The following is a 22952-nucleotide window of genomic DNA, read 5'->3' as shown; positions in this document are numbered from 1 at the left end:
TAAACATTTTAAACACAATATAGCCATCAGTTAAAATGATTAATAGTTACTTTAATTTAAGTTTTCTTGTATATAAGCTGTCTGAAACTGTTTTTAGTTTTACTACATCAGTTACATCGTCATTAGGGATTGTAATAGATAAAACATAATGAGCAACTTTCCACCCATCATCTTCTAACTTCATGACTCCTGATCCTCTACAGAGTTTCATTTGTGTGTCTAACAATTCATCAAACCAAGCTATTTTTTGGTTATCATAAATATAAATATTACGCTCTACTGAAGTAAAACTCCATGCTTTTCCTTTATCAAAATATGGCTTTGAGAATGCTTTAAATTCTTGATTTTGCCAATTTTCTGTGGCATCTGTACCAAGGAACACTCCATCTTTAGTCATTAATTCAAAATAATTATTAAAGTTAGCATCAGCTGCAGCTTTGTGCCAATTATCTAATGCATCGCTAATATTTTGTTTTAACTCACCTGGAGATTGGTTATGCGTAGTATTAATTGCGCTTTTGCATGAAAATATTAAACAAAAAACTAATGCTATTTTTAAAATTTTCATTGTTTACCGTTTTATAGTTCGTCAGGTTTTATAATACTCTGCGCTTCTTTTTCAAACTTTTTATTAATTTGAAGCGTCATGTTAGAAAAAGCCTCAAAAACTTCTTTAATGACCAAAAGCTTTTCTTTCTTTTGAGTTGTTTTTAAATTAATAACTTCTTCTAATTTTAATAATTTTGTTTTCAATATTAGCATTCTAGCTTGAATAGGATCTATATTTATTTTATCTGGAATAGTAGTTTCTAATTCTTTAATCGTTGGAATAAAAACAGAATTATCTTCTTTAAAAAAATCAAAATTTGCAGATTTCAATCCATTAACGGCTACAGCTATTGTATTGTATGCCTGCCAGGCATCTAATGTGTTTTTCGCTTTAGTATCTACTCCATAATCAATATAATTGATTTTTGAAATATCTATTTTAGTTAAAACTGTTGTATCTGTCTTTAATTTAGATTCTACTTTTGTTGTTTGTTGCTTTTCATTGCAAGTCAAAAAACTAAAGAATAGTAAGAAATAGAATATATGTTTCATAATTTAAAAAAACATTGAAATACAAATATATATTCTATTCCACAGTTCGTATTAAAATAATATCATAAAAATATAATTCATGTCTATTTTTATTTATCTATTACATAATAAATGCATAAAAACTTATTATTTTTGATTCCTTTATTTAACAAAGAAATTTATGTCATCTAAAATATTAATTATTGGCGCTTGTGGTCAAATAGGTTCAGAATTAACTTTTAAACTGCGTGAAATTTACGGTAATGATAATGTAATAGCCAGTGATATTAGTTATAATAATTTAGATGTAGTTAATTCTGGCATCTTTGAAATTATTGATGCTATGGATTACAAATCTGTTAAAATATGTGTTGAAAAACATAATATTGATACCATTTATTTAATGGCTGCTATGCTAAGTGCTACAGGTGAAAAATACCCTATGAAAGCTTGGGATTTAAACATGACTTCTTTGTTTCACGTTCTAGATCTTGCAAAAGCAAAGTTTATTAAAAAAGTATTCTGGCCATCTAGTATTGCTGTTTTTGGTCCTACTACTCCTAAACAAGATACACCACAATACACAACTATGGAACCTACAACAGTTTATGGTATTACAAAACAAGTAGGTGAACGTTGGTGCGAATATTATCATGAAAAATATAATGTAGATGTACGCTCCATACGTTATCCAGGAATAATAAGTTGGAAAACATTACCTGGTGGTGGCACTACAGATTATGCTGTAGAAATATATCACGAAGCTTTAAAAAATAAAAGTTACGATTGTTTTTTAAGTGAAGACACTGCTTTGCCAATGTTATTTATGGATGATGCTATAAAAGCCACTGTTGATATCATGACTGCTAACGCTGATGCTATTAAGATTCGTTCATCTTATAATTTAGCAGGTATTTCTTTTACTCCAAAAGATATTGCTGCTTCTATTAAAAAACACATTCCTGAATTTAAAATGTCTTACACACCAGATTTTAGACAAGCTATTGCAGATTCTTGGCCTAGTAGTATAAATGATATGGAAGCTCGAAAGCATTGGAATTGGCAACACAGCTATGATTTAGAAGCTATTACTAAAGAAATGCTTACACAATTAAAGGACAAATATTAACTCTTTTTAAATACATTATTACTTTTTCATTTCCATTTTAGGTTAGCTAATATTCATTATTATTTTAAAAACCTACCTTTTAGTTTAGCGCCTTATTGATTATTCGTAATTAAATTTGCTTTAAACTAACAAAAGATGGAAAAGCGATACAGTAGGAATAGAATTTACCTTACTAAAGAAGAACAAGACACTATTAAAGACTACCCTATAATACTTGGAGGAGCTGGTATTGGAAGTATTATTGCGGAATGTGCTTTGCGTCTTGGTTTTGAGAATATAACCATTATAGATGGAGATCAAGTAGAGCTATCTAATATAAACAGACAAAATTATACAGAAAACGATATTTCGATAGATAAAGTAGAAGCTTTAACAAATAGATTACAATCTATAAATCCAAATGCAAAAATAACTCACCACAACTGTTTCTTAACAGAGGAAAATGTTGGAGACTATATTAAAGGGCATAAAATAGCTATTAATGCTTTAGATTTCTCTTCGGATGTTCCTTTAGTTTTTGATCAAATATGTCAAGAACAAGGTATCACCGTTTTACATCCTTATAATTTAGGTTGGGCTGGTTTAGTTACAGTTATAGAACCTAAGGGTTTATCTCTTAACTCTATAGTTAAACCAAATGAGGTGTTTAATGAAGTAAACATGGTAGAATACGCTACTAGTTATTTGAAATTTTGGGGGAATCCGCAAAACTGGATAGATGAAATTATTGAGAAGTACAGAAACGAAAAAGAAGCATTACCTCCACCACAGCTATCTGTAGCCTCTTGGATGGTAGCAGCTATGTGTACGCATTTACTTTTTAAAATTGCTACAAAAAAAGAATTTAAAAAATTCCCTGAATTTTATCTGTCTTCAATAATGTAAATTATATCAACTTATTATTGATAGCAAAAGAAATTGCTTCTGAAATATTAGCAACTTCTAACTTATCAAATAATTTTCTTCTATGAAATTTTACTGTATCTGGAGATACAAAAATTGCCTCTGCAATTTCATTAATAGTATAGCCTCTAGTTGAAAAAAGAAGCACTTCTTTTTCTCTATTCGTTAATTTTATTTTCTCCTCTGTTTTCCAAAATTCACCTTCTAAATCGTATTTAAAAATTTTATCACTCCCTTTTTTATAGATTTTTATATTTCCAGAATTTTGTTCATTAGATAAAGATATTATACAAATAGCTTTCCATATCTTCCCATCACTAGTTAAAAATAAAGGGGTTAATTTTTGATTTATCAAAATAACCTTTCCTTCTTGATTTTTTAAATGAAAATCATATGAAATAGTGTGAAACTTCCTTTCTTGAGCTGGAATTTTTTCATAGAATTCAAATCCAGCATTATTAATTTTTAAAAGTAAGTCTAAATCATCCTTTGTCACATACTTAAAATAGAATGCATATCCCATTTCTTTAACTTCTTCTGCTGTATGACCACAAAGAAATAATGGGTTCTCTGAGACATATTCAAATCCTTTACTCTCGTAATCAATAATATAAATACTTTTATATGTTGTTCTAGCAAATGCTTTTATTGGTTCTAAATAGTTAGCAGTTTGTTTCTGCTCTTCATCAGAAACATTATTAATCGTGTTATTAAAAGAAAAAAAATCGTTTACATCTCCCATATTTAAAATAGCGTTTTTTATATATAATTCAATTAACTACACTAAAGTGTAGTTTTCAGAAAATCAGGATGTTACTACTCTTTAGTGTAACAAAAAGACCTTCTATACTGGGTAGCTTTGAGAGTAAAACATACCATTATGATACTCGCAAAAAACTATTTAGAAAAATTAAGAACAAATGAAATAATGAATTTATCAGAATTTGTTGTTACAGAAAACTTCAAACATCACTCAAATAATATTCTTCCTAAAGATTATGAGAATGATGTAAAGTCAATTTACAAAGAAGAAATGAATTATTTGAAGAACTCTGAAATTTTTGTTGCAAAAAATGATGAAGGAGATATTTTAGGTTCAATACGAACTCTTAAATGGAATTATGTTGATGTATTACCGCTTCAAAAGATTTTTGGAATTAATCCATTATTAGCAATTGGAGATATCTCATTAAATGAAATATGGCATATCGGGAGATTTGCAATAAAAAAGGAAGTCAAAGACATTAACTTATTTAAAAAGTTAATGGTTTGTGCAATCTCACCAATATGTAGTAATAAAGGAAATATTGCCTTTGCAGAATGTGATAGTAAATTATTAAGGGTTTTATCTCTATTAGGAATAAAAACTAATGTTATAGGTGAGTCTATTAACTATTTAGGCTCTGAGACTATTCCTATTTCTATGACTTATGATGGATTAATAGGTTTTTACAATGAAAACAAAGGATTAGTACCTACAAATGTCTTAAATCAATTCGCGGAAAATAGCTCACTACCTAAAAGTGTAGTTTTTGACAGTCAAGAACTTAACTACTCTTTCGTGTAGTCAAAGTGAGTGTGATGCTTTATAACTTTGAATAGAAGTTAGAAACAAACTATTTAAATAAAATATTCCTGGCCAAGGATTAGACCGAAAAACAGTTAATGTCTTTAAACTAAAATTGAAATCAATTAATTATATAAAATTTATTAAAATGAAAAAAGTATTTTTAAAATTAGCAGGATCTTTAGCAGTAGTAGCAATCATCGCAATCTCTTCTGTAAACACTACAAATGCACAAGCAGTATCAATGGATAACTTAAATGTTAACACTGCTGAAAACTTAGACCAAGTTTTATTAGCTGAGCACCCATGGACTTTTATCTCTAGCGAGTATGTATACAAAGGAACTAAATAATAGTCCTTTTATATTAAATGTAAGCTTTAATTAATAGCAAATTAGACCGAAAAACAGTTAATGTCTCTAAACTAAAATTGAAATCAATTAATTATATAAAATTTATTAAAATGAAAAAAGTATTTTTAAAATTAGCAGGATCTTTAGCAGTAGTAGCAATCATCGCAATCTCTTCTGTAAACACTACAAATGCACAAGCAGTATCAATGGATAACTTAAATGTTAACACTGCTGAAAACTTAGACCAAGTTTTATTAGCTGAGCACCCATGGACTTTCATCTCTAGCGAGTATGTATACAAAGGAACTAAATAATAGTCCTTTATTAAATGTAAGTCCTAAGTTAAGTCTAGGGCTTACATTTTAATTAATCAATAAACATTTAAAGTATGAAAATTATAAAAAAAATATTAGCCTCATATTTCTTAATACACATAGTATTAATGATGATTCTTGGATTTTCTAGTTTTTCTTATTTTAAAGATGATGTTACTTTTAATAAGCTTAATCCTTATGGTCAAGCTGTTGTAAAAAAGGCAGATGAATATAGATCTCCAGAACTTATTGTAGATTTTATTTTCTTATACTCAATATATACCGGAACCAATAGAGGGTTTTCGTTTTTTTCACCAAATGTATCTGCTTCAAAAGTAGGCATTACATTTATGTCTAATGGAAAAGAAATAGAATTACCTCTTAAAACTCAGGAGCTAGCATTAAAATTTCGTTGTTTAAACTCTCACTTTAATTCTAACATTTTTAATATAGAAGAAAGAGAGATTATTTTGAAATCGATTTCCTCATATATATTCTCTAATAATACAAACTTAAATCAACTGGATGTTTATTTAGATATTAATAAGTATCCAAGTTTATTAATCTCTCAAGAGATTGGCTACCAGTTTTACAATAAACAGATTCTAGCATTTTCTATAACGAAAAATAACGATTCTAATCAGAATTCGGTTACCTCTATAGACTGATATTAATATTTAAAAACGCATTTATGAAAAAGATAGTTAACAGGTTTCTTTTTGAGAACACGAAAACAATAAAGGTAGATATAGCGATTAAAATTATTGCTGCATTTGGAATACTAAAAACTTTAATTATTCTTCCAGATTTAAAATTTATTGGGGAATTTGGATTAATTAAAAGCGCTGTTAATGCACGCCATATTTCTTGGTATCAACCAGTATTTAATTGGTTTTTTGAACCTTTTAATTACCTAGGGATTTCAGAAAACATGACATTATTATTATTCGAGATCTTATTTATTATTAGCCTATGTTGTGTCTTCTTTAACTACAAAAGAATTGTATTTGCATTAATAAGTTGGTTTATACATTTTACGTTTATTAACTCTACTTATTTATTCTCATATGGTGCAGATTATTTTACAACATTTATGCTGTTTGTTAACTTAATGTTCTGTTTAACTTATTTAGCTAACTCTGCTAATCAAAAACTATTATTCTCATTTGTAATACGCTTTCTACAAGTACATTTATGCATTGTATATTTTTATGCTGGTCTTGGAAAAGCATTAGGAATAAACTGGTTTGATGGTAATGCTGTATGGTATGTAATAAATGGTTTTACGTCGTCTTCGACTATTGAAAGTGCAATTCCTTTAATAAACTATCCTATAGTATTTAAAATAATTTGCTGGGGAACAATTGCTTTAGAATTATTATATCCAATATTAATTTTCACTAAAAAGACAAGAAAGGTAACACTATATCTTGTTCTATTAATGCATTTATCAATAGGTGTTTTCATGGAGTTTTACACTTTTGGGTTAATAATGATATTAATTAATATTATAGCCTATGGCCATTATATTAATTGGTCTCTACCTAAATTAAAAAAACGCTCTGTTTTAAAAACCGATATCGCATAATTTAGAATAATGTCATGAGCGATATAATTATACACGATACTAATTCTGAGTTTGTTTACAAATGGCAATCACAAGTAAAGAAAGGAACGCTAGCATTTATTTTATTAAATGTCTTAAAGACAAATGAGTTTTATGGATACGAACTTATGGAGCAGGTTAAAAAAATAACAGACATAGAAATAGCAGAAGGAACATTGTATCCTCTAATGAATAGATTAAAAAAAGAAGGATTAGTTAAGTCTAAATGGGTAGAACAAGAATCAGGTATTCCTAGAAAATATTACAAGCTAACAAATATGGGAACTGAAGCTTTAATAGAAATGGTTATTTATTGGCAAAACTTACAATTATCTATAAAAAAAGTAACACGATGAAAGCGTTAGAATTCGAAAATCAACTAGCAAAAAACATCTACGATAATTATATCAAAAGAATAAGTAAAACTATAACTATTCTTTCTAATGAAGATAAAAAAGAAATACTAATGGAATTTAACAGTCACATATACGAAGGATTACAAAATACTAATAGAAAAACAGAACTAGAAAGTGTTTTAAAAATAACTCAAGATTTAGGAAACCCAGAAGAGGTTTTAAAACCTCTAATTGCCGATAAAAAACTAAAGCAAGCAACACGAACATTTAATCCTAAACATATTATTCAAGCTATTTTGTTAAACATTAAAAATGGCGTTGTCTATTCGGTATTTGCAGGTCTTTATTTATGCTTATTTGTTTTTGGAATACTACTGTTATTAAAAATAATCTATCCAAATGAAGCTGGTTTATTTTATGATGATCAAGGCTTTGCCGTTTTAGGACTTTATGGCTCTTCAGAAAACACAACAGACATTCTAGGAGATTGGTTTATTCCAATGGCACTATTTAGCTCTGTAGCACTCTACATTATTATCACACTACTATTAAAAACAACACGAAAAAAGAAAGCATAATTTTTTTGGCCTAATACATAGTATAACAATATAACAAGTAATGCAGATTACAATTTATTAAAATGAAAGATATACAAAAACACATAAAAACTATAATTATTATCATTTTTACAATGGTTTTTAAACAGGGTTTTGCCCAAACAAAAACTATTAAAGGAACGATTATAGACACTTACAATCTTCCTGTAGAAAGTGCTCCAGTAGTATTGTATGATACAGATAAAAATATAGTAACCTATTCGGTAACCAACGAAGACGGTTTTTATGAATTGGATACCGAAACACTAACACCTGGTTTCTTCTTAAAAGTATCTCATCTATCTTTTAAGGTACAAGAATATGCATTTAAAGCTGAAAACATACAAGAATTAAACACTGTAGATTTTATATTAGAAGATAATGCAGATGCATTAGATGAAGTTATTATTGTTTCATCTAATAAAGTAAAAGATACTGTAAAGTTAGATCTAGAAAAGCTTAACCTTTATGAAGATGACAACCTAAAAGAGATTCTTACTAAAATACCAAATTTTAGACTTAGTGATGATGGTACAATTATTTATAAAGGAAAAAATATAAATAAGGTATTAGTTAATAACAAACCTTCTTTTGTTAACCAAAACAGTATAGCATTAGAAAGTATTGAAAATAAAATTATTGAAGGGATTAGTATTTTCAATAATTATAACGATGACTTTACAATAGACTTTGACGACAATCAAGAAAGCGTTTTAAACATTGATACTAAAAAAGAGTCTCAAAATATTTTTAATGGTTCTGTTGAAGGGAAATATGGTTACCAAAACAAATATGAATTTAAAGGCAAAGGGCTTCTTTTCTCTAAAAACCTCAATGCTTTTTTAACAAACAATACTAATAACATTGGAAAAACAACAATAACGTCTAATGAAATAAGAAAACTATTTAACGAAGGACAGCCATTTTCTCCATACCAAGGACAAGCTTTAGGACAATTATTTTCAAGAAATGAAAACTTGCAAAAAGACTTTTTTACTAGTACAAATATCACTCTTAGAAATCAAACTCAAAGATTAAAAACGTCAGGAATATTATACTATATAGCGCCAAATAGATTAAATAGTATAATACAGAATACAGGTACGCTAGACAATGTCTCGCTTTTAAATACACAAGAGCAAACTAAATCTAAAACACAATCGTTTTTAGGTGCTTTCTTAGTAGCATATAAACTTAGTAACAACTCAATACTTACTTATAATATTAATGCTAACTATATTGATAATACCAATAGAAGCAATATTAACAATCAATTATTTCAAAATGAAACTATAAGTGGCACAAACACTATTACTTCTAATAATTTAAACGACATTTTTACTTCTTATCATCAATTAGCGTTAAAAAGTAAGCTTCAAAAATCTCTTATCTCCGAAACAAGATTTAAGTACTATAACGAGAATAGCAAATTGCTAAATGACTACACAATCAATAATCAATCTATTTTAACAAAAAACGAACAACAATTTAAATTCTCTAAACAATCTATTGAAGCCGAAACTGCTTTAAAATATAAGTTTTCTAAAGCTTTTATTCCATCACTATCGTTAAACTATACAAATACAGCTGATGCTATTAAAGACAGAAATCAAAGCAATACTGTTGTTATTGATCGCATATTAAATAATTATAAATTAAACTTTAATATAAGCGGAAGAAAAATATTAAAAAAGCTAAACTACGATGTAGCTATAGGACTGCAATCAATTAATAATAAAATAAGAACTAATAATTCTAAAGAGCAAACCATATTTGTACCAATAAAGGCATCAATAGATTACGAGAATAAACTTAATAGATATTACGTAGACTATGCACGTTCTAATAGATTTAATGATCTACAATCTGGAATAAATACAATTCAACCTTTCAATACTAATTGGATTGGAAACATCGCTTTTCCATTAGCATTTAATACTACAAATAGTATAAAGGCTGGATATAACTACGATAATTTATTTGATGCAAAACTATTCTCAATTTCTTTAGGGTATGAAAACCAAAAAAACACGGTAAGAAGGCGTTTTGTACAACAACAAAATGGGGTTTCGGATATCGTTTTATTTATAGCAGATAAGTCAACTAATTTTAATGCATCTTCATTTTATTCTAAAACCGTTTTTGCTTATAAATATCCTACAAAAATTGATTTTGGCGTGCGTTACAATCTGGATTCTTATCCAATACAAAATGTTGATGTAAAGACTAATAATATTGCTCCCGAATTGAAGTTAGAAACCATTACAGATCGTTTATTAAATTTTCGTTTCTCTTCAAAAATATCATTTATTAATGATAAAGTAGGAGCTCAAAAATACAACTCAACCTACACTAATAATGCATTTGCAGTGCTTTTAAAAAACCGTCAATGGAAAGGAGCTTTAAGCTTTTTATTAGATAACAATCGTATTAACGGAATTAACTATTCTAGAAAGAATTTAAATTTTGAATTGTCTCACACAAAAAACAAAACAACTTTTAGTATTGAGGCTAGGCATTTAGGAGAATTGCTTGATGTCTTTAAAAACGACAGTTACAACTCTCAATTTGTAATAAGAGATGGCATTATTAACACCATAGTTAACGACCAGTCATTAAACTATATCATACTTGGAATTAAATATAAATTATAAATCTTAAAAATTAAACATCATGAAAACAATTAAAATTTTATTAATCGCAATTTGCATAGGTACATTTACTAATAACTATGCACAAACAAAGGACAAAAACATTATAAAAGTAAACTACTCTAGTGGCTGTGTTTCAGATTTTTTAGTAGGTATGCTTAAAAAACAAATTCAAGATCCTAATGAGTTATCAAAAATGTTAGGAAAAATGGGAGAATATAAAGTACACAGTAGTTTCTATCAAGACATAAAAACTAAAGAATCCATTTTTGTAATCGACTCTATTAGTGAAGTTGAAGGCCTAAGTACTCCTGGGCATACTTATTATGTTCATAAAAGCAAATCTGGAGCTATTTCTGGAAAAGAGATTTTTATGGGTAGAGAGATTAATTTTCAATGCGATTCTAAAGAATTAGAATGGGACATTACTAGTGAGCAAAAAGAAATTAATGGATACCAATGTAAAAAAGCACAATTAAAAAACAATCCTAAAATAAATGTATGGTTTACACCAGAAATTTCTGTAACCTCAGGGCCTTATGTTTTTTATGGCTTACCGGGACTTGTATTAGAAGCAGATAGCTATTTCCAATCTATTAACGCCATGTCTATTTCTTATGAAAATAGAGAAGCATTTCAAAACAAATTAAAAGAGGTAAAGAATAAGATTATTAATGACAAAAATAAAAGCATTATTGTAAAAGAAGTTTTTACTAAAAAAGAAAACTTTCAAAGAATGGTAGAAAACTCAAAATAAATTACTCTTTTAAAATTAAAAAAATAATCACTTAATACTATTTAAAATGCAATTAGAAATAAAAAACATAACAAAAAAATACGGTTCAAAAAAAATTGGATTAAGTGATTATTCCTTAAACATAACTTCAGGGATATTAGGTTTATTAGGTCCAAATGGAGCAGGAAAATCTACTTTAATTAAAATAATTTCTACTATTAGTAAACCTACAGATGGCACAATTTATTTAAACGGAAATAACATCTTAAAAAAACCTAATTATATACGTAAAATGTTAGGTTATCTTCCTCAAGATTTTGGTGTTTATCATAACCTTAATGCCTATGAATTTTTAGCATATATAGCGGCTATGAAAGGTATTGGTGGAAAAGGACTACATAGTAGAATAGAAAAACTGTTAGAAGAAGTAAACCTTATTGAACATGCTAAAAACCATTTAGGCACGTATTCTGGAGGAATGATACAACGTATAGGTATTGCACAAGCCTTATTAAACGACCCAAAAGTCATCATTTTTGATGAGCCTACTGTTGGTTTAGATCCAGAAGAAAGACTACGATTTAGAGACCTACTATCTGATTTAGCAAAAGATCGAATTATAATTTTATCATCACATATAGTATCAGATATTGAAACCATTGCAGATGAAGTAGCTATAATGAAAAAAGGCTCTTTAATTGTAAAAGGCTCACAAGAAGACATCATCAACATAGCAGACGGTAAAATATTTGAGAGTATTGTTGAAAAATCTAAAATCAACGATTTTAAACGTTCCCACACTATAATTAGTTCTTACCGTATGCAAAATGAATTTAGAGTACGCTACATTCCTGGAGAAAGTTATAGTGATGCAAAGCACAATGTTCCTGCTACTTTAGAAGATGCTTATATCTATTTAACTAAAAACTAAATAACTATGTTTCTATTTAAAAATATCTTAAAAGGTAATTATTTACAATATGTTAGAAGCTATTCGTTTTTAATAACTATTGCATTAAGTCTATATATAGCCTTTAGTTTTATTCCAGCTCCAGATGCCAACTATACAACTATTAGGTTTGGTGAATTTACTGGAAATTATAATAGTGTATGGATAGGTTTCGTTACTGCAATTATGTCTAGTGCATTTTTATCTCTATTTGGTTTCTTTTTAATAAATGGTAGTATTAGAAAAGATATAGAAACACGAATAGGTCACATTATAGGAACAACTCAAATTTCTAATACATCTTATATTTTGGCTAAGATGTTAAGTAACTTTTTTATTCTTTTTACAATCTTAGTAATCGTATTTATTGTAAGTCTGGCCATTTTCTTTTTATATAGCGATGGTTATTCACTACAGTTATTAGATTTTATCATTCCTTATTTTATTATAGCTGTTCCTTCTTTACTTTTTACATCAAGTTTTTCTTTACTATTAGAAATCTTAATACCTAAAAAAAGACTATTACAATATGGCGCCTTTTTATTTATTTACTTTTTCGCGCTATTTGCTTCATCATCAAAAAAAGAAAATACTATAGATGTTTTTGGTATACAATATCCAACTGCTATTGTTAGTGAACAAATTCAACAAAAACATTTAGATAGCAACACAGAATTAGCCATTGGTTTTATTTCTGGGGGAAGAGATATTAATAAAACAGTAGCAATAAATACAATCTCATTTCCTAACAACTATTTATTTCAAAGGTTTTTTTGGGTTATAGGTTCCTTTTTAATAGTCTACTTAGTATCATTCTTTTTTCATAGGTTTAATATTAAAGAAGAGCATATTAAGCGTACTAATGTATTAGAGACCACATCAGAAAAAAGCGCTGGTTTTCAATTAGGTACATTAATAGAAACACCTGAATTTTCAACAAAACTAACGCCTTTAATCTTTACAGAATTACTTATGCTAGTGAGAAAAAGAGAGAAATGGTTATGGTTAATTACACTTTGTGGAATGATTGCTTCTTTTTTTGTTCCAATAATTTATGCTCATTATTACATTTTGCCTTTATTATGGTTTTTACAAGTAACTACTTGGTCAAACCTTGTAACAAAAGATTTAGAGTATAGAACACATTATTTTGCAGCTGCATCATATAAACCATTACATCGTTTATTTATATCAAGAGTTATTGCTGGTATTTCTATTGCTTTATTTATAACTATACCTTTATTAATTAGATACCTATTAGAATTAGACTTTATAACAATAATTAACATCATTTTTGGAGCCATTTTTATTGTACTGTTAGCGGTTTTTCTAGGAACACTAACAAAATCTAAAAAACTCTTTGAAATTGTTTTCTTCTTTTTAATATATAGTAATATTAACCTCATCGCTATAACAGATTATTTTGGAGCGGTAAATACGTCTTTAACTTATACAGGAATAATGCTCTTATTAATACTGGTGTTATTTACTGGGTCGTATTTTCTAAAAAAACTAAGCTATGAATAACTATCAATTAGATCAATTAATAACTAATTATAATATTGTAATTTATGATGGTGTATGTGGATTCTGTGATGCTTCAATTCAATTTATTTTAAATAGAAAGCCTTCAGAAAAAATTAGATTTATTTCTTTTCAATCTATAATTGGACAGCAAATCATGTTTAAATTTAAACTTGAAATATCACTGGACTCCATTGTTTTTGTAGAAAAAGGAAATGTACACCAAAAAGCAAAGGCTTTTTTTAAAATTTTAAAGCATGTTAATTCTTATTGGTACTACTTACACTATTTGCAAATAATTCCTAATAGATTAAGTAATTTTTGTTACGATATTATAGCCAAACACCGTTATTTAATTATGGGAAAAGTAGAGCAATGTAGGTTATTGACTCCTGAGGAAAAAAAGTTTTTTATTATTACACAATAAGATTACTCAACTAACTTTTGCTGTGTCCATTTAATAGCCTCGTCTAAATCATTAAAGTCTGCTAGCATACCATTTAGAAAACTATTTTCAATTTCAATAACAGACTTTTGTAACTCAGAATAAGTAACAGCCGCAAAAGCTTTTATAGTAGGAAAAATTGTTTCTATCTTTAAGTAGCTAATTGGAACAACAGAATAAGAATTTATTCTATTAGATATATATGCAAACGGCTCTTCTTTAAAATGAATAGAAACTAACTCTGAAATTTTTATTGCGCCTTCAATATCAAAACTAATACCTTCATTTAGTTCAGTGATTAAAAAGTTTTTATAAAACTTTACTTCACCAAAATCAAAAGTGTAAGCTTTTTCTAATGTAAAAGTTTCTAATATTTGGGGCATATTAAACTTAAATTATTACTAGATAGTTTATTGAATTATATGTAAAATAGTTTCCAAATATACAAGTAAATTATATAATTAATAAAATTTTCAATCTTTTTTTATTTAATTCATAATATATAGGGTTGCCATTCTTTAAACTATTAATTCACGTGGTAATCTTTTTATAGTCTAATTAGGCTATACATTTATACACTTCCCTATCATTTATTAATGAGAAACGAAAAGGTCTTTCCATAAATGAAATACAATTCAGCAAATTTTAAATGCTTAGTAACGAATTTGAAATTGCTATTGTAGTAGTCTCATTACAACTATTTCTTTGTTTCTAATGTATATACAAATGCATTAAAAATAATATCAATGTAGAATTAACAACTAATCATTTTTGAAAAAGTCAAGCTCATTAGTCATTCAAAGAACTATAAAATTAATGTTATTCGTTTTAATTGCATTCATTAGCACTAGTTGTGCAAATGAAACCAAGCATACTAAACACGAAGGCCTTTCTAACAAGTTATTTACATTAAAAGGTCAAGGATGGAAATCAAAACAGATTATTCATTTTACTAATAATTTATCTTATAAAGCAACTCAGGTACCTTCAGAGTATTACCTATTAAAAAACGAAGGAACAAGTGATCTAAAGCAAATAGATTCTATTTCTAAACGCTTAGAAAATGAACGAATTATAGAATTTGAATTTGAACATTTTGAAAGTGACGATTTGCTAAAATCTAATTATACCAACCTCAATTATGACGAGTCGGTAATGTATATGGCAAATACAATTCAAAAGGATTTTATCGCTATTACTGCTAAAAATGATACCATACCGTGTGTAGGCGTGTTATTTGAAAGAAATTTTAAGGTAGCTCCTTTTAAACGCGTACTCCTCTATTTTAACAATATTCCACCAGAAGAAAACATACAATTAATATACAACGATGCATTGTTTAACAATGGCACTTTTAAATTTAAGTTTAGCGAAATTCCATTTAAGACCTAAAGATATCCTATATGATCAATACAATTAGAACTAGTAAAGTAACCAAGGTAATTTCTTGTTATCTAGCGTTTCAGATGATACTAACCATGGTACAGCCATCAAGTTTATATGCGCTTACCAGCGGTCCTTCTCAACCAGAATTTAATTCGTTTACTCCTATTGGTACTTCAGATATGGTAAACTTATCTTCTGGAGATTTTAATTATAATATTCCTATTATGGATGTTGGCGGCTACCCAATAAACTTAGCATATGATGCAGGAATAACTACAGATCAAGAAGCCTCTTGGGTAGGTTTAGGCTGGAACTTAAATGTAGGACAAATCAATAGACAAGTAAGAGGCTTACCAGATGATTTTGATGGTGATGAAATAGTTTATAAAGACAACCTTAAAGACAATAAAACTGTTGGATTTACCTTTAATTTTAATCCACAGTTTATTGGTTTAGGTGATATAAGTGAAGCAACCGAAAGCACTCCGGCAGATACTTCTAATGTTGGTATTGGTGGTAAGTTTGGTCTTACTATACAGCATAATAATTATACTGGTGTTAGTTTTCAACCCTCTTATGGTATTAGTTTCGATCTCACAAAAAATGTTTCAGTAGGAGCAGATTTAAGTTCTTCTGCAAGTAATGGTGCAAATATAAGCCCAAGAGGAAGTATTAGTCATCAATTGCAAGGAAAAAAAGGCGAATTTATTTTAGGGCTTTCTGCAGGAGTTGGAATAGGGTATAACTCTAGACAAGGGTTAAGCAACTTTAATGTAAATGCTGGTCTTACTATGTTTGATCCTGCAAAAGCGAATGAACTTACATCTTACATAAACACTTTAACTAAAAAAAATAGTGGCAGTATAAATTTTGTAAACAACACATTCACACCAGTAAAAAGAGCCGCTTTTCACAATTCTAGTATCTCCTTTGCTGCATCATTAGGTCTTGATGCTTGGGGTATTGATGCAGAAGTAGGTGTTACGGGTTCTGCCAGTTCTCAAAAATTAAAAAATAAAGAGCGTACTGCTAATGCTTTTGGTTACAACAATACACATCATGCCAATACTAATGCTGTATTAGATTTTAATAGAGAAAAAGAAGAAATTATAACTAAAAACTCACTACTACTTCCTGCTACAAATTACACATACGATATTTACCAAATTAATGGTCAAGGTACTAGCGGTATGTTTAGGCCATTTAGAGGTCAAGTAGGACATGTATACAATCAATTAGTTCAAGACGAAAGTAGTAGCGATAGTTTTGGAGGGGAATATGAAGGTGGTGCAGGATGGCACGTTGGTTTAGATTATAAGAATGTAACTATAGATTCTAGAACAGGTAAATGGCAAGCTCCAGTTACCGGTTATTTTGCTGAAAATAACACAGCTAATAACATTGATTTTGAATCAATTTATTATAAAACCATAGGTGAATTTACTGTAGATAGAGATGCAAACATATTTACTAATCAATTAGGAGGTAATAATCCAGTTAGAATAGGAATAAGCGCTGGTAATAACATGCCTGGTAAAACAGCACAAAATAGATATCTCGTAAAAGGAGAACAAAATAGTGGTGATCCAGCCGATTATGAGCCTGTTCCATTTAATCAACAAATAAAACGAAGTCAGCGTGAATTAAGAAATACTGCTATAATCCCTATTTCGGCAAAAGAAGCTGCTGTAGATCCTTTAATTACTCGTAACTCCAATAGTAAATTACATCATATTGCTGGTTACAAAACTTTAAATGCAGATGGCGCAACTTATGTCTATGGAGAGACTGCGTATAATATTGAAAAGCACGAAAATACTTTTGCAGTTGCAAATAACCCAAATGATGTAAAAAATGGATTAGTTACAATTAATGGCAATGAAAACTCTAATGGTAATTCAAGTGGAGTAGATCATTATTTTAATGGTATAGAAACACCTGAATATGCCCACACATACCTATTAAGCAGCGTATTATCTTCAGATTATGAAGATTTGACAGGCGATGGCCTATCAGATGACGATTTGGGAGCATATACTAAGTTTAATTACTTTACTCATGATCATGCTTTTAATTGGAGAACGCCTTTCTCAAATAATCAAGCCTCTTATAATGCCGGATTAAATACAGATACAAGAGACCAAAAAGGGTCTGTTATTAGTGGAAAAAAAGAAGTTAAGTATATACAAACTATAGAAACCAAAACACATATAGCCTATTTTAAACTTAAAGAACGTTTAGATGGTAAAGGTGCAAACGGTTCTACACTTCAGGCCATCGATAAAATATACCTATTTAGTAAACCCGAGTTTAAACCATTTCAAACATTAATAAATAACAATCAACCATTAGATTTTAATGAGTTACAAGCAAAAGCAATAAAAGTAGCACATTTTGACTATGATTATATTTTAACTCCTGAAACACCCAATAGTAGTGCTATAAGTAATGACGAACTAATAAATGGAGGTAAACTAACATTAACCAAACTTTATTTTACTTATAGAGATTCCTTTATGGGGAAATATTCTCCATATAAATTTAATTATGACAATGAAAATCCAGAATACTCTTTAAAGGCTAACGACATATGGGGGAATTATAAAGAAAATAAAGCAACATCTTATAATGTTTCTGACCCAGAAATGTCTCCACAGGAATATCCATTTGTACAGCAAGAAAGTAGAAGCGATCAAAATAAAAATGCAGCAACTTGGTCTCTATCCTCTATAGAATTACCATCTGGAGGTAAAATTGATATATCATACGAAACCGACGATTACCAATACGTTCAAGATCGCAAAGCTATGCGTATGTTTAAAGTTGTTGGTGTAACTAAAGAAGATGATATTCCAAGTTTTAATGATGTTTATAATAATAGGCTTTACAAGAATAATAATTACAACGAAGATGCTAGATATTTATTAGTAGAAATACCAGAATCTGATGCTATAACTAACAGTGATTTTATCTCAAGGTATATAGGAGATCAAGTAGACAAAGCAATTTATTTTAGGTTTCTATTAAATATGACTAAAAATGCATCGCCTTCTAATTCAAATAATTTCGATTATGTAACAGGTTATTTTAAAATAAATCAAGACCTTTTATATGATGCATCTACAAATTTAACCTTTGCAGAAAATGGTAAAGTGTACGGTGCCATTCCAATGGCGTTTTTAGACCTGGATGGAGGTATTAATTCAAATAGAAATGTAAACCCTATTTCTAAAGCAGGATGGTACTTTGGCAGAAAACATTTACCGAAGGAAGTCTATGGTCTTCCGCCATACACTAGTGGTTCTGTTAAAGACATAGTAACACAATTAAGTAATGATTTTGGAGCAATCACAGAACTTATTACAGGAGCAAATGGAAAACTCCGTAACGAAAAATTAATAGCAAAAACATATGTCCCAAATAAATCATGGATACGTTTATTAGAGCCCACTGGGACCAAACTTGGTGGCGGATTAAGGGTTTCTAAAATAGAAATGCATGATGCTTGGGATGAAATGTTAAATACATCTAATAGTATTTACAAACAATCTTACGGCCAAGAATATAAATATACCTTAGATGATGGAACATCTTCAGGAGTTGCAACTTATGAGCCTAATAGTAGTAAAGAAAATCCATTTGTAGAACCTTTTTATAATCAAATACCCGATGAGAATGGTATTGTAGCAGGAAATGAAAAGCTAGTTTCACCTAAAGAATTTAATTATGTCGAAAAGCCCTTTGGTGAATCCTTTTTCCCATCTCCAACGGTGACTTATTCAAAAGTTACAGTAAAAAATTTAGCAAGAGAAGATGGTGATAGAGTTGTAAAAAAACATGCTACTGGTACAGTTATTAATGACTTTTACACTTCAAAAGATTTCCCTACAATAGTCGATTATACAGATTTAGATGGCCCAGATAACTACTATTCTAATGACAATGATATAGATACATTATTAGGTCTTGATATTGATGTTACTACAGAGCTTACCTTATCTCAAGGGTTTGTAGTACAAACTAACGACATGAATGGAAAACAAGAAAAACAATCTGTATATAACGAACCTGGAAATCTAATATCGAGTGTTGAATACAAATACAACATTAATGAAACTACTGGGCAATTAGATAATAGAATCCCGCTTATAAATGAAGATGGATCTATAATACCTATTTCCAGTAATTCTCCTGAAGTTGGTATGCATTACGAGGTTATTAATGATTTTAATGAAAGTTATACTTATACTAATACTAGTGGTTTTCAAGGAAATATTGCGGTTATTCCATTTGCTATATTCCCAATTATATTCCCAATGATTGTGCCTTTATCTTCACAACACACTAATACGTTACATACGGTAGCAACTACTAAAGTTATTCATAGAACTGGAATTCAAACAGAAAAAATTGCATACGATTTAGGAGCAACTGTCTCTACTAAGAATATTGCATGGAATGCCGATACTGGTAATGTTATAGTTACAAAAACTTCTAATGAATATAATGATTACTACTACAATGTAAACTTCCCTGCCTATTGGGCAAATGACGCAATGGGTCTAGCTTCAAATAATATAAGTATGCAAGGCTTACTAAATAAAGAGAATGCAGATACTTACACCTATAATAGTGATAATTCTAACATTGAAGATATATTTATGGAAGGAGATGAACTTATTGCCTTCGATAGCAGTATACAATACCCTAGTAGTAACGACTTCCTAAAACTGTGGGTAGTAGAAAGAGACTTATCTACAAACAGAATTAAGCTTATGGATGCTGAAGGAAAAATAATAGGAGACGAAACTGGCGGTCTAGACGAATACAATTTTAAAATTACAAGATCTGGTTATAGAAATATGCAAATAGCATCAATGGCTTCTATTACTTTAATGCATAATCCAATTACTGATGGTGTATTAAATGAAGCTGATTTTTTACTAGATAATGAAACACAAAACACGAGTAATGATCCTAAAATAGTAAATGCTTCTGCTGTAGAATATTCAGATTTTTGGAATTCTCAATGTGAGGCAAATATTATTAAACCAATGTTCTCTAAAGATCCTATTACTGGAGAAGCTATTTACGATATAGATAAACTTTGCTTAAACCCATACATCTATAATATTAAAGGCGATTATAGAGCAAAAAAATCTTATGCTTTTTTAACAGGACGCTATACAACAGATCAAACAGCAATTAAAAACCAAGGATTCTTTAACAACTTTATTCCATATTATGTATACGATGCGCTATCCAAAAAATGGGTTTCTCAAAACGACAATAACAAATGGACATTTGCCAGTGAGGTTACTCAATTTAGCCCTTATGGTGCCGAGTTAGAAAACAAAGATGCACTTAATAGGTTTTCTTCAGCTCAATATGGTTATGAGTATACATTACCTATAGCAGTATCATCTAATAGTCAATATAAAGAAATGGGGTTTGATGGCTTTGAAGACTATAATAATACACAACAAGACACTCACTTTGGTTACCATGACCAAGGCGCAGATATTACAGATCAAAAAGCACACTCTGGTAGAAATAGTATTAGAGTTGCTCCAAACTCTACTATAAAATTAAATAAATCTGTTCAAGATTGTAGTCAAGAAACTTCTAACGAAAACTAAAACATAAACTTATGACATTAAAATATTTATATACTATTCTATTGGTATTCGTTTTTCTAAGTGTTAGCGGACAAACAGATCGGGAAATTGGTTATAATGAACAGGCTTTAAGAAAACTGTTTTTAGCAGACGGTGTTAGTTCTTTAAATATAGATGCAGAATTAATACTTCACAGAAACTCTTTAATTGAAGCATATAAGTCTAATTTATCAAAAAATAAGATACCTGACATTCCAGATACTGCATGTGGAAATGTAGGTTTTCAAGATGGTTTTAATGAATGGGTCTATCAAAGAGGAGAAAGAAACAGTAGTACAGGAGTTGTAAATAACTTCACAACCTATAATGATCCTCCAAATACTTCAGGTTCTGAATTATTATCTAGTTTATATACTGATAACGATATCCCTGATAATCAAATAACAGTAGATGATCTAAATTTAGATCAATTTGGTCCTAACGCAATACGTCTTGGAAGAAATAATAGTGGCGGTTGGGTAGAAAGAATAACAAAAACAATAACCTTGACCGAGAATAATAGGCTTTTTTCTTATAACTACGCAGTAGTATTGGAAGAGCCTACAAATAACCATGAACTACATCAGCAACCTTTTATTAGAATATTTATTGAAGATACTAATAATTGTTCTGCTTTTTTTGCTGTTTTACCAGCTACAGGAACTGGAAGTGGAATTCCTGGATTTATACTCTCTCATAGTACAAACAACTCTAACATTTACTATAGGCCTACTTCTACAAATAGTATAGATTTATTAGATCCAAGTCATGGTTTTTCTGGAGATGTAACTATTACGGTAGAAGTAGGGGATTGCTCTCTAGGTGGTCACTATGCATATGCTTTTTTTGAAGGATCATGTGGAAATCTTGATAATGCAATAGTGGCAAATACTGGTCAAAACGGTTTCTGTATCAACAATAATGTTAGTTTTTCTTCTCAACAAGAGTCTTTTGGCACACCATCTTGGTTTGTTATCGATCCTTCTGGTAACGAGTCTGGTCCATACATTGTAGATACCTTTGATTACTATTTTAATCAATTAGGAGAACATACTATACGCCTAGAAATTGAAGGTGCACCAAATAATCCTGGCAATTGCGAAATAGCATTTAATAGAACTGTTAACATTATTGATTGTGATTGTGAAGAGTGTGAAAATTGTAGCTCCTTCTCTCCCATTCCGGGAAAAAAATATGTCGTTAGTGCATGGGTTCTCGAAGAACATGCAGAGCAACAAATTACTTATACTAGCAGTGCTATAGCTCTGCAATTTCAATATGAAAATGGTGCTCCACTTATTCAGCAAATTAATTCTTTTTCGCCATCGGGTGAGATAATAGATGGTTGGCAAAGAATTATTGGTGAAGTTATTATTCCTGAAGCAGCACAAAAAATCAGTATTAATTTAATCAATACAAATACAAGTATTAATGCTTATTTCGATGATATAAGAATACATCCATTTAATGGAAACATGAAATCCTTTGCCTATGATCAAGAAACACAACGATTAATGGCAGAATTAGATGAAAACAACTATGCTACTTTTTATGAATACGACGCAGAAGGCGGTCTGGTTAGAGTAAAAAAAGAAACTGCAAATGGTGTCTATACCATTCAAGAAACAAGATCTGGAAATTCTACTATTAACAACTAAAAATCGAAACACCTTGGAAAATAAGCTAAAAAATATCGTTCTC

21 protein-coding genes are annotated in these 22952 nt (G+C 29.3%); 17 read left to right on the top strand and 4 right to left on the bottom strand.

Features of this window, described 5'->3' with window-relative positions; genetic code table 11:
- Positions 1–46: 46 nt before the first annotated feature.
- Positions 47–568: a nuclear transport factor 2 family protein gene (locus Q0997_RS02245; RefSeq protein ID WP_299884009.1), complete on the bottom strand. Its 522-nt coding sequence runs from the start codon at positions 566–568 to the stop codon at positions 47–49.
- 11 nt (positions 569–579) lie between these two features.
- Positions 580–1101: a hypothetical protein gene (locus Q0997_RS02240; protein ID WP_299884008.1), complete on the bottom strand. Its 522-nt coding sequence runs from the start codon at positions 1099–1101 to the stop codon at positions 580–582.
- A 160-nt stretch (positions 1102–1261) separates the two neighbouring features.
- Between Q0997_RS02240 and Q0997_RS02235 the strand changes: the two genes are divergently transcribed.
- Both Q0997_RS02235 and Q0997_RS02230 read left to right on the top strand, forming a co-directional pair.
- Positions 1262–2209: an NAD-dependent epimerase/dehydratase family protein gene (locus tag Q0997_RS02235; protein WP_299884007.1), complete on the top strand. Its 948-nt coding sequence runs from the start codon at positions 1262–1264 to the stop codon at positions 2207–2209.
- A gap of 135 nt (positions 2210–2344) precedes the next feature.
- Positions 2345–3094 (top strand): ThiF family adenylyltransferase, encoded by a 750-nt coding sequence (locus tag Q0997_RS02230; RefSeq protein WP_299884005.1) that lies wholly within the window; start codon positions 2345–2347, stop codon positions 3092–3094.
- A 1-nt stretch (position 3095) separates the two neighbouring features.
- Here the strand turns inward: Q0997_RS02230 and Q0997_RS02225 are convergent, their stop codons facing one another.
- A complete protein-coding gene (locus Q0997_RS02225; protein WP_299884004.1) occupies positions 3096–3854 on the bottom strand; it encodes a LuxR C-terminal-related transcriptional regulator in 759 nt (252 codons plus the stop codon).
- 138 nt (positions 3855–3992) lie between these two features.
- Between Q0997_RS02225 and Q0997_RS02220 the strand changes: the two genes are divergently transcribed.
- The 12 genes from Q0997_RS02220 to Q0997_RS02165 all read left to right on the top strand — a co-directional run bounded on the left by Q0997_RS02220 (position 3993) and on the right by Q0997_RS02165 (position 14190).
- A complete protein-coding gene (locus Q0997_RS02220) occupies positions 3993–4679 on the top strand; it encodes a hypothetical protein (protein ID WP_299884002.1) in 687 nt (228 codons plus the stop codon).
- Between the two features lie 148 nt (positions 4680–4827).
- On the top strand, positions 4828–5031 hold the full coding sequence (locus Q0997_RS02215; protein ID WP_299884000.1) for a hypothetical protein: 204 nt from the start codon (positions 4828–4830) through the stop codon (positions 5029–5031).
- A gap of 110 nt (positions 5032–5141) precedes the next feature.
- Positions 5142–5345, top strand: coding sequence for a hypothetical protein (locus Q0997_RS02210; protein ID WP_299884000.1), 204 nt, complete (start codon positions 5142–5144; stop codon positions 5343–5345).
- A gap of 74 nt (positions 5346–5419) precedes the next feature.
- Positions 5420–6013: a hypothetical protein gene (locus Q0997_RS02205; protein ID WP_299883998.1), complete on the top strand. Its 594-nt coding sequence runs from the start codon at positions 5420–5422 to the stop codon at positions 6011–6013.
- 23 nt (positions 6014–6036) lie between these two features.
- A complete protein-coding gene (locus Q0997_RS02200; RefSeq protein WP_299883996.1) occupies positions 6037–6933 on the top strand; it encodes an HTTM domain-containing protein in 897 nt (298 codons plus the stop codon).
- A gap of 14 nt (positions 6934–6947) precedes the next feature.
- Entirely contained in the window at positions 6948–7307 is a 360-nt protein-coding gene (locus Q0997_RS02195) for a PadR family transcriptional regulator (RefSeq protein ID WP_299883994.1), read from the top strand.
- Positions 7304–7885, top strand: a complete 582-nt coding sequence (locus tag Q0997_RS02190; RefSeq protein WP_299883992.1) for a DUF1700 domain-containing protein — start codon at positions 7304–7306, stop codon at positions 7883–7885. Before Q0997_RS02195 ends, Q0997_RS02190 begins: the two co-directional genes overlap by 4 nt.
- A 62-nt stretch (positions 7886–7947) precedes the next feature.
- The gene (locus Q0997_RS02185) at positions 7948–10557 is read left to right on the top strand and encodes a carboxypeptidase-like regulatory domain-containing protein (protein ID WP_299883990.1); all 2610 of its coding nucleotides are present in this window, start codon (positions 7948–7950) and stop codon (positions 10555–10557) included.
- 19 nt (positions 10558–10576) lie between these two features.
- Complete coding sequence (locus tag Q0997_RS02180) at positions 10577–11311, top strand: GLPGLI family protein (RefSeq protein WP_299883988.1); 735 nt, start codon at positions 10577–10579, stop codon at positions 11309–11311.
- Positions 11312–11357: 46 nt separating this feature from the next.
- Positions 11358–12221, top strand: a complete 864-nt coding sequence (locus Q0997_RS02175) for an ABC transporter ATP-binding protein (RefSeq protein WP_299883986.1) — start codon at positions 11358–11360, stop codon at positions 12219–12221.
- A 6-nt stretch (positions 12222–12227) separates the two neighbouring features.
- Positions 12228–13766: a hypothetical protein gene (locus Q0997_RS02170; RefSeq protein WP_299883985.1), complete on the top strand. Its 1539-nt coding sequence runs from the start codon at positions 12228–12230 to the stop codon at positions 13764–13766.
- Entirely contained in the window at positions 13759–14190 is a 432-nt protein-coding gene (locus Q0997_RS02165) for a thiol-disulfide oxidoreductase DCC family protein (protein WP_299883983.1), read from the top strand. The genes Q0997_RS02170 and Q0997_RS02165 overlap by 8 nt, the downstream gene beginning before the upstream one ends.
- A gap of 2 nt (positions 14191–14192) precedes the next feature.
- On the opposite strand, the gene Q0997_RS02160 is transcribed toward Q0997_RS02165, so the two are convergent.
- Complete coding sequence (locus Q0997_RS02160) at positions 14193–14591, bottom strand: STAS/SEC14 domain-containing protein (RefSeq protein ID WP_299883981.1); 399 nt, start codon at positions 14589–14591, stop codon at positions 14193–14195.
- A gap of 388 nt (positions 14592–14979) precedes the next feature.
- On the opposite strand from Q0997_RS02160, the gene Q0997_RS02155 reads away from it, so the two are divergent.
- From Q0997_RS02155 to Q0997_RS02145, 3 genes are read left to right on the top strand one after another with little or no spacing between them, the layout of a single operon-like run.
- Entirely contained in the window at positions 14980–15600 is a 621-nt protein-coding gene (locus tag Q0997_RS02155; protein WP_299883980.1) for a hypothetical protein, read from the top strand.
- An 11-nt stretch (positions 15601–15611) separates the two neighbouring features.
- Positions 15612–21233: a hypothetical protein gene (locus tag Q0997_RS02150; protein ID WP_299883978.1), complete on the top strand. Its 5622-nt coding sequence runs from the start codon at positions 15612–15614 to the stop codon at positions 21231–21233.
- An 11-nt stretch (positions 21234–21244) separates the two neighbouring features.
- The gene (locus Q0997_RS02145; RefSeq protein ID WP_299883976.1) at positions 21245–22909 is read left to right on the top strand and encodes a hypothetical protein; all 1665 of its coding nucleotides are present in this window, start codon (positions 21245–21247) and stop codon (positions 22907–22909) included.
- Positions 22910–22952 lie beyond the last annotated feature (43 nt).

It is taken from the genome of uncultured Lacinutrix sp., assembly GCF_947500325.1.
GTDB lineage: Bacteria > Bacteroidota > Bacteroidia > Flavobacteriales > Flavobacteriaceae > Lacinutrix.
This window is presented reverse-complemented; position numbering and strand designations above follow the sequence as displayed.

Coding starts and splice junctions, on each gene's coding strand:
- Q0997_RS02245 (WP_299884009.1), bottom strand. CDS start 568: ATGAAAATTTTAAAAATAGCATTAGTTTTTTGTTTAATATTTTCATGC.
- Q0997_RS02240 (WP_299884008.1), bottom strand. CDS start 1,101: ATGAAACATATATTCTATTTCTTACTATTCTTTAGTTTTTTGACTTGC.
- Q0997_RS02235 (WP_299884007.1), top strand. CDS start 1,262: ATGTCATCTAAAATATTAATTATTGGCGCTTGTGGTCAAATAGGTTCA.
- Q0997_RS02230 (WP_299884005.1), top strand. CDS start 2,345: ATGGAAAAGCGATACAGTAGGAATAGAATTTACCTTACTAAAGAAGAA.
- Q0997_RS02225 (WP_299884004.1), bottom strand. CDS start 3,854: ATGGGAGATGTAAACGATTTTTTTTCTTTTAATAACACGATTAATAAT.
- Q0997_RS02220 (WP_299884002.1), top strand. CDS start 3,993: ATGATACTCGCAAAAAACTATTTAGAAAAATTAAGAACAAATGAAATA.
- Q0997_RS02215 (WP_299884000.1), top strand. CDS start 4,828: ATGAAAAAAGTATTTTTAAAATTAGCAGGATCTTTAGCAGTAGTAGCA.
- Q0997_RS02210 (WP_299884000.1), top strand. CDS start 5,142: ATGAAAAAAGTATTTTTAAAATTAGCAGGATCTTTAGCAGTAGTAGCA.
- Q0997_RS02205 (WP_299883998.1), top strand. CDS start 5,420: ATGAAAATTATAAAAAAAATATTAGCCTCATATTTCTTAATACACATA.
- Q0997_RS02200 (WP_299883996.1), top strand. CDS start 6,037: ATGAAAAAGATAGTTAACAGGTTTCTTTTTGAGAACACGAAAACAATA.
- Q0997_RS02195 (WP_299883994.1), top strand. CDS start 6,948: ATGAGCGATATAATTATACACGATACTAATTCTGAGTTTGTTTACAAA.
- Q0997_RS02190 (WP_299883992.1), top strand. CDS start 7,304: ATGAAAGCGTTAGAATTCGAAAATCAACTAGCAAAAAACATCTACGAT.
- Q0997_RS02185 (WP_299883990.1), top strand. CDS start 7,948: ATGAAAGATATACAAAAACACATAAAAACTATAATTATTATCATTTTT.
- Q0997_RS02180 (WP_299883988.1), top strand. CDS start 10,577: ATGAAAACAATTAAAATTTTATTAATCGCAATTTGCATAGGTACATTT.
- Q0997_RS02175 (WP_299883986.1), top strand. CDS start 11,358: ATGCAATTAGAAATAAAAAACATAACAAAAAAATACGGTTCAAAAAAA.
- Q0997_RS02170 (WP_299883985.1), top strand. CDS start 12,228: ATGTTTCTATTTAAAAATATCTTAAAAGGTAATTATTTACAATATGTT.
- Q0997_RS02165 (WP_299883983.1), top strand. CDS start 13,759: ATGAATAACTATCAATTAGATCAATTAATAACTAATTATAATATTGTA.
- Q0997_RS02160 (WP_299883981.1), bottom strand. CDS start 14,591: ATGCCCCAAATATTAGAAACTTTTACATTAGAAAAAGCTTACACTTTT.
- Q0997_RS02150 (WP_299883978.1), top strand. CDS start 15,612: ATGATCAATACAATTAGAACTAGTAAAGTAACCAAGGTAATTTCTTGT.
- Q0997_RS02145 (WP_299883976.1), top strand. CDS start 21,245: ATGACATTAAAATATTTATATACTATTCTATTGGTATTCGTTTTTCTA.